Source organism: Nostoc sp. (assembly GCF_036917235.1).
GTDB lineage: Bacteria > Cyanobacteriota > Cyanobacteriia > Cyanobacteriales > Nostocaceae > Nostoc.
The window spans coordinates 22,304-29,634 of the sequence record NZ_JBALDU010000008.1 but is presented as its reverse complement, the minus strand read 5'-3'; the positions used below and the strand labels follow the sequence as shown (position 1 = coordinate 29,634).

The window sequence follows — 7,331 nt, the reverse complement described above, 5'->3', positions numbered from 1 at the left end:
TCGTAGTGCATATCGGCGCGTCATCTTTTTCCTGTTATTTATCTTTCTTCACCTGTTCTTATTCCACTTTACCTAATTGATGACACGCCCTAGGACGTACTTAGAAATGGGGCATTGGGGAATATGAATTAAATTCTCCCCTATGTCTCACGAGCTTTTTTTCTAATCTCAAAATTTTTTATATGTAGCAGTCCTAAATCATTTGTGAAAATTATATATCTCTTTCTTCCCTTTGCGTCCTTCTCTAGACGCTACGCATTAACATAGTGTCTCCTAGAGAAAGCGGTTCGTTGCCTTATCTATATTTTTCATGAATCAAATAGGACTGCGATAATGTCAGAATAATTAGTATGATTCCCATAGTAGTTAACCACTTACTTACTACGTGCTTGGATTTAAGTAGCCCTTCTACTTACCGAGATTCAGGAGGTTGTTGGAGGCGTAATAGTGTATTGTAAACCTGCTTTTTTAAGATAGTATTATTTTGTAGTTCTATAGTAATTTTGTTGAACTGTTCAAATTTCAAACCATTATCTTCAACAATTTTTTGAGCATGGTTACAGTAGTTCACTGCGATATCTTGAGCCTTCTTTGGAAGACCATTTATGCTGTTAGAATCGTTGCAAACAATCTGGGGAATTTCTCCATTGCCAATAAGTTTTTTAATTTCTTCAAAGGCATTTTGACGGGCTGGCTCCATTGCTAGCACGGCTTGAGCGTAACTGTTGATTTCAGTATTGTTAACTATTGGCGCTGGAGTTTGAGCCTCAGCTTTAGAACTCAATGAAAAAGCGTTAGAAATCAGACTCACAGTAGCGATCGCGCCGAAAAATAACGATCGCGAAAGGGTTCGCTTTCGGCTAGTTCGAGAAAATAAATCGAAAATTTTATTCATATAGTGTGTGACACAAAACTACATCAGGGATATTATAAGAACTTTGAATTATTTTCAGAGTTGGAAGTTCCAGGAACTGCTCAATAGATCGAGCTTTTATATTTGATTGTCAATTTCCTCGGCATACTTGACAAAGTTCGATTACTTTTGTCTGGAGTGTTGACATTTCTGATGCTCCTTGCTTAAGGCTAACCTCTAATTCCAGCAGTAGGGGTAAGCAAAAGATTAACTGTTGCACAGAAAGCAGCTTGATTTCTTGCTGTAAGAAGTAAATCCGTTTGGGATTACCGATATCAGCGGCTTTAGCTATCGCTTGTTGATTCCGTTCCCCACTTTCTATCATAATCTTTACCCACAGCCAGGTGCGAAATTGTCCAATCAGTGTGGCAACTATCCGTAATCCCGGCTCGGAAGCATTGTTCAAATCTGCCAGTGTTGTCAAAGCTTTAGCTGTATCTCCTGTTCTGATTGCTCCTGCTAATTGTAAGCTATTTTGAGTAGTATTTCTTACTAACTTCGTAACAGTATCTGTGTCTAAAGGCTTATTGCTATCTTGGACATATAGCCGTAATTTCTCTAACTCATTGTAAAGAAGCCGTGTATCATTACCAACAGATTCTGCCAACAGATGGGAAGTATTGGCAGTCAGTTTCACGCCCACTGTCTGGGCTGCTTGATTAACAGATTGCACCAGTAATTCTGTTTTCCAAGGGGGGATGAGGGGAAATTCTCGGAATTCAGTCGCAAACTGTTTTAACAATTTCGTGGATTTGAGGCGTTCATCTGGCTTATTGCGGCTAGTGAGCAATAAAAATGAGTTTTCGGGAATCACAGGTAGCGATCGCCCCAATTCTGCTAACACATTCTCTGGACAGTGCTGACACAGAGTAGTGTTTAGCAGCCATACCAAGCGCCCACCAGCGCCAAAAGTAGGCGTCATCACCTGATTTAACCCCTGGATAGCAGCATCAGCTTGATCTGGAGAGAATGCAGTGTAATTAAAACTTGTCCATTGTGGATCGAGGACGCGATCGCGCAAAAGTGCGATCGCCTTTTCCATCGCAAAATCATCTTCACCCCAGTAAACATAGATTGGCATAGATAAACCTCTCAGTAGATGGGCATTGGGCATTAATTATTCTCCCCTGCTCCCCACTTCCCACTCCCAAAAATTAAATACTTTTGAAATCATTCTCTTAATCAAGGTAATTTTCCCTAAAATCTATCAAGTGAGAGCGTGAGGCTATGAAGATTGGACGACAACTATCAAACTTACTTAAATCGGTTAGCAAGACTGACGCTGCCAGAAGCCTACAGATCCCAAGCCCAGCATATACAGGAATCTTCTAAGTTTCAGCCACATTCTGGGTTGAGACAAGCGGCATCCTTTCCTGGGTATACGCTAATTACCCCGCCGGCAGAAGAAGAATCACACAACTCTGCTTTCTATACCAAATTACAGACTTACCAACAGGAACTTTTGCAGTTGCCTGTAAACCGTAATTTGATTGTACCTGTACCTCCTGCTAGCTTCCATCTGACTTTAGCGGATTTAATTTGGGACAATGCTTACCTTGATACCTACGAAAAAAATCCTAAATTTGACGAGGAGTTACACTCTTGTTTAGCTGAAATATTTCAAAAATATCAACAATTGATGACAAACAGGAGTCATCCAATTAAATGGCAAATGCTGGGACTAATACTGATGCCAAGAGCTGTAGCCATTTGTTTAGTCCCCCAAGATGAACGCTGTTACGAGGAAATTATTCAATTTCGTCGAACAATTTATCAAAATCCCAAGTTAATTGCCTTGGGTATTGAGCAGCATTATCACTTCACAGCCCATGTTACATTAGCCTATTTTGGGGAGGTTCCGTCTGACCTAGACCGCATAAGCTTCAGCACCATGCTTTCTCAATTGAATGAAGAATGGCTGTTGAATTTGCCAGAATTTTTGATCGATCGTGTTGAATTACGAAAGTTTGACAACATGACACGCTATTATCGTGAACCAGACTGGCCGATTTTAGCTTTTTAAGTAATTAGTTAGTAGTCAGTAGTTTCCACTCACTGACTACTAATTAGAGGATGTTTTAAAAGTAGTTAGCTGTGACTTTAATCGAATTATTATCCCCCTTAATCCCCCCGATATATTGGTGGGAAACAAGAAAATCCGGTTCCCTCACCAATATATCGGGGAGGGTTAGGGTGGGATAAAGAAATATTTGATACATCAATCATGACTTTTCAAACATCCTCTTATACTCATTATTAATTAGCTTAAAATTTCGGTTGTTGATAACCAAGGTAAATTGCTTCTAAAAAAATATCAGGCGTAACAGCTGCTGGCAATTTTTCTAAATTAATAATAGCTTGAACTTGCTCGGCTAACTTTAGAGATAGTGAGGCTCTTGCCTTTAACGACATTGCAGCACGTCGCTGTAAATACTCGCGAATCACAGCAAAATCATCAGGCATCAATTGCGATAAATCAGCAATTTCGATTAACTGTTCATGAAGTCCTTTTGCCTGTTCTGAAATTGTCAATCTTGCAGATGCAGTCGGTCTTTGGGCTTGAATGACAATTGTGCCAGCAGCCAAATCACCTAAGCGCTTTTCACGGCTACCCAACATAATTAAAAAAGCACCTATAAACAAAGTTTCATCAAAGGGTCGCAGTAAGGCACGTAGCGTTGCTTGTTGTAGCCCGATGAGTCTACCATCATCTCGAACTACGCGAATTTTAGCAACCCGTTTACCAGGCGTTTGCCCAAACCATAAAGTTTCAAAAAATACAAAGTAGCCGATGTAAATCATAAAACTCACAAGGAATGCGATCGCCATCAGCCACAAAGTTACTGCACTACCGAAAATATCTACCCAAAAATCTCCTAACTGGTCTGAAATGATAGACCAAGCTATGATAAATGCCACCCAAATCCCAGCTAAAACGTGATAATCAATGAGCAAAGCCCAGGCACGATTTCCGATTCCAGCAAGAGTGAACTCTAGTTCTACACTTTCTGGAGTATTAAATTTAACATTATTGAAAAGGTGCATAATCGTTTTTATACTGATGTTTAAATTTTGCGATCGCGTAACTGCAAGCCTAACCCTTCACGACGACTCCGCAGGTCATAGTAAATAACAGCTTTAATTGCTTGCCAGAAGGGTAAAATAACTGCATTGACTAAAAATATTGATACTAATATAAGTAAATAAACTTTAACAATAAAGAAAATTGCATTTGTTGAACCATTCATAATATTTGGTATTCCTTGCTCAATTAAGAATGGCTGAATTAATGCTTGTATAATTCCTTTGACAATTAACTGAATAACTATTTGTATAGGCATTGGTATCAATAAAGATACGAAGATTATTAAAACAATCCGCAATGCATTTCCCTTACTTAACTCCCAACTGCGGCTAACGGCTGTAATTGGATCGAGATGAGTTTCAATTCCTATTAGTACATCAGCTATAAAAAACCTTGCAGCGAACCAAAAAACAGCAGCCAATACAATAAAAAAAGCCACAACATTTAACAGTGGTAAAATCAAACTTAAGGGATTTATCCATTGTAAAGTCTGTAGGAGAGATAGTGAAATTACAAAAAATAGTAAGAGGACAAAATAAATCACCAATAGCAAGAGTACAGTTAGTACAAACATCCATAAACGAGGTTTAACTTTGCTGCGAGCAGTATTAACAGTTTCGGGTTGATTGACTAATTCACCAAAAGCTAATCGTGAAATAATGGCAGCGTTAACTAAGAATTTTCCCAATGCATAAAAATACACAATTATTCCAATTAGCACTACAATCAGCCAAACCAAAAGAGAATTATTGTTAAAGCGCAAGTTCCAAGAAAGTGCTATCACAGCAGGAATGAAAAATAAAAATGGCAGCAATGACCACAAATACCCTATTAAAGCCAGCGAAAAGTAGGATTTTAGATGAGAGCGATAAATTCGGAATCCAGCAGTAACTACATTCCCTAAACTCAGTGGTTGTATCTGACCGGAAAATCCAAAGTTTTCAGACATAATGGTAAATTTACCTTGAAACTACGGAGATGAATTTGAGGCTATCTTAAGCTAAGTTAAACTCAGTGTTCCCAAAATTCATGAATATTCAACGTTGGATTGCGCGACGAGAACCTAATTGGCAGCGTTTAGATGCCCTATTAAGGCAGATAGAAAAAAAAGGGTTAAAGTCCTTACGGGCAGCAGAAATTAGAGAGTTAGCGAGTTTATATCGTTCAGTAGCGGCAGATTTGGCCCGTGCCCGCACTCAGCAAATCGGTAATACTTTGCTCCAAAGTTTACAATCTTTAACAACCCGTGCCTACACGCAGATTTACCAAGGTTCGCGGCGACAAGAATGGCAGGCAATCCTAGAATTTTATCGTTGGGGATTACCATCTGTAGTCCAGAAAGCATTCGTATATATTGCTGCTGCAACGGCGCTATTTCTACTAGGCGCACTAGTGGCTTGGTGGTATTCCTGGCAGAACCCCAGCTTCATGCCTTTAATCGTACCTGAAAGCTTGATTACCAAGGTACGAGATGAGCATAAATTATGGATGGGTTCAATTGTCGGCGTTGAACCTCTGGCATCCAGTGGTATCACGATCAATAATTTGTCGGTGTCTTTTGGGGCTGTCGCCGGAGGCATGATTGCTGGAGCATACACAGCCTATTTGATGGTATTTAATGGTTTATTAATTGGTGCTGTTGGTACTTTAGTTGGTCAAAATAATCTGGCTTATCCTTTTTGGTCCTTTGTATTTCCGCATGGTTCTTTAGAATTACCAGCGATCTTTTTTGCTGGGGGCGCGGGATTTTTATTAGCAAGAGCAATTTTATTTCCTGGTAAATATCGCCGTGGGGATGCACTTAAATTCTATGGTTATCAGGCGGTGCAGCTAGTATTTGGGATTGTACCAATGTTGGTTATTGCTGGTGCGATCGAAGGTTTTTTCTCCCCTAACCCCAACGTACCTGAGCCGATTAAATATCTGGCAGGAATAGGATTATTTATACTTTTGGTAATGTATTGTAGCCGCAAGAAAACATAAAATAATTTAGATGGCGGCTGATTGGCAAATTGAAAAAATATTTTAGGCACTCAAAATCAATAAGAAAATAATTTTTAATTTAATATTTAAACAGACATTAATTTTTTATTCATCATTTGTTAAACAAAGTTTAAATATAAAAAATGTACCTTGTTTTAAGACTGAAATAACACCAAGGAAATATTCCTTTAATCAGAGGTAATATGATCTTCTCGACCGCCATATTGAATCGTGTCGTTGCTACTTCAATGGTGACAACTTCTGTTGCACTTAGTCCATTTTTTGGTGCGATCGCACAAGCTGAAACTCTAAATGGTGCAGGAGCAACTTTCCCGGCTCCACTTTACGAACGCTATGCTCGTGAAGTAAAGAAGAAGTATCCAGACTTAAAAATTAACTACCAAGCAATTGGTAGTGGTGGCGGTATTCGTCAAGTCATCGCTGGAACCGTTGACTTTGGTGGTAGTGATGCTGCAATGAAAGATGATGAAATTGCTAAAGTCAAGAATGGTGCAATCTTAGTACCTACAGCAGGCGGTGCTGTTTCTGTTGTTTACAATCTTCCAGGTGTTAACGATCTCAAATTATCCCGCGCTACATTACCAGCAATTTATTCGGGTCAAATTACCAAATGGAATGACGCAAAAATTAAAGCTGATAATCCAGGTGCTAATCTACCAAATCAAACAATTAAATTTGCTGTTCGTGCTGATGGTAGCGGTACAACTTTCATTTTTACGAATCACTTGAGTGCCATCAGCGGTTATTTTAAAGGCAGAGTTGGAACTAACACTGCTCCAAAATGGAATCTGCCAAATGTCCTCAAAGGCAAAGGTAATCCGGGTGTAGCTGCTATAGTAGCTCGTACTCCTGGTTCTATTGGTTATGTTGAATATAGCTACGCTGTCCAAAATAAGCTGAAATCAGCATTGGTACAAAATAAGAACGGAGAATTTGTTGCTCCTTCTTTAGAATCTGCAAATGCAGCTTTATCAACTGTTACTTTCCCAGACAACTACCGCGTTTTTATAGGAGATCCAGGACAAGGTTATCCCATTGTCGGTCTTACTTGGATGATGGTTTACAAACAGTATGCTAATGCTGCTAAAGCTGATGCAATTAAGAAATGGATTAATTGGGTATTGAAAGATGGTCAACAATATAACGATGACCTTAACTACACCAAAATTCCATCTGATGTAGCAAATCGAGTGCTTCAGACAGTGAATAGCTCTGTCAAGCCTTAATTTGTAATTTTTAGAAATTACGCAAAAGAGATCCCCCAATTCCCTTCAAAAGGAAAGAGTGCTTTGAATATATCCCCCTTTTAAAAAGTTTAGGGGGATTATT

7 protein-coding genes are annotated in these 7,331 nt (G+C 39.1%); 3 read left to right on the top strand and 4 right to left on the bottom strand.

Annotated elements, in window-relative coordinates:
* Positions 1-412: 412 nt before the first annotated feature.
* Positions 413-895: a DUF4168 domain-containing protein gene (locus V7K44_RS02955; RefSeq protein ID WP_334928494.1), complete on the bottom strand. Its 483-nt coding sequence runs from the start codon at positions 893-895 to the stop codon at positions 413-415.
* 109 nt (positions 896-1,004) lie between these two features.
* Entirely contained in the window at positions 1,005-1,994 is a 990-nt protein-coding gene (gene holA / locus V7K44_RS02950; RefSeq protein WP_334928492.1) for a DNA polymerase III subunit delta, read from the bottom strand.
* A gap of 153 nt (positions 1,995-2,147) precedes the next feature.
* Between holA and V7K44_RS02945 the strand changes: the two genes are divergently transcribed.
* Positions 2,148-2,936 (top strand): DUF1868 domain-containing protein, encoded by a 789-nt coding sequence (locus V7K44_RS02945; protein ID WP_334928490.1) that lies wholly within the window; start codon positions 2,148-2,150, stop codon positions 2,934-2,936.
* Positions 2,937-3,178: 242 nt separating this feature from the next.
* On the opposite strand, the gene V7K44_RS02940 is transcribed toward V7K44_RS02945, so the two are convergent.
* Both V7K44_RS02940 and V7K44_RS02935 read right to left on the bottom strand, forming a co-directional pair.
* The gene (locus V7K44_RS02940; RefSeq protein WP_334928488.1) at positions 3,179-3,958 is read right to left on the bottom strand and encodes an RDD family protein; all 780 of its coding nucleotides are present in this window, start codon (positions 3,956-3,958) and stop codon (positions 3,179-3,181) included.
* A gap of 20 nt (positions 3,959-3,978) precedes the next feature.
* A complete protein-coding gene (locus tag V7K44_RS02935) occupies positions 3,979-4,947 on the bottom strand; it encodes a DUF975 domain-containing protein (protein ID WP_334928486.1) in 969 nt (322 codons plus the stop codon).
* Positions 4,948-5,027: 80 nt separating this feature from the next.
* Between V7K44_RS02935 and V7K44_RS02930 the strand changes: the two genes are divergently transcribed.
* Both V7K44_RS02930 and pstS read left to right on the top strand, forming a co-directional pair.
* Positions 5,028-5,981: a stage II sporulation protein M gene (locus V7K44_RS02930; RefSeq protein WP_334928484.1), complete on the top strand. Its 954-nt coding sequence runs from the start codon at positions 5,028-5,030 to the stop codon at positions 5,979-5,981.
* 203 nt (positions 5,982-6,184) lie between these two features.
* A complete protein-coding gene (gene pstS, locus V7K44_RS02925; RefSeq protein ID WP_334928482.1) occupies positions 6,185-7,228 on the top strand; it encodes a phosphate ABC transporter substrate-binding protein PstS in 1,044 nt (347 codons plus the stop codon).
* Positions 7,229-7,331: the final 103 nt, after the last annotated feature.

What these genes read in the sequence shown, in the direction of transcription:
- V7K44_RS02935 (WP_334928486.1), bottom strand. Translation starts at nt 4,947, where the DNA reads ATGTCTGAAAACTTTGGATTTTCCGGTCAGATACAACCACTGAGTTTA.
- holA (WP_334928492.1), bottom strand. Translation starts at nt 1,994, where the DNA reads ATGCCAATCTATGTTTACTGGGGTGAAGATGATTTTGCGATGGAAAAG.
- pstS (WP_334928482.1), top strand. Translation starts at nt 6,185, where the DNA reads ATGATCTTCTCGACCGCCATATTGAATCGTGTCGTTGCTACTTCAATG.
- V7K44_RS02940 (WP_334928488.1), bottom strand. Translation starts at nt 3,958, where the DNA reads ATGCACCTTTTCAATAATGTTAAATTTAATACTCCAGAAAGTGTAGAA.
- V7K44_RS02955 (WP_334928494.1), bottom strand. Translation starts at nt 895, where the DNA reads ATGAATAAAATTTTCGATTTATTTTCTCGAACTAGCCGAAAGCGAACC.
- V7K44_RS02930 (WP_334928484.1), top strand. Translation starts at nt 5,028, where the DNA reads ATGAATATTCAACGTTGGATTGCGCGACGAGAACCTAATTGGCAGCGT.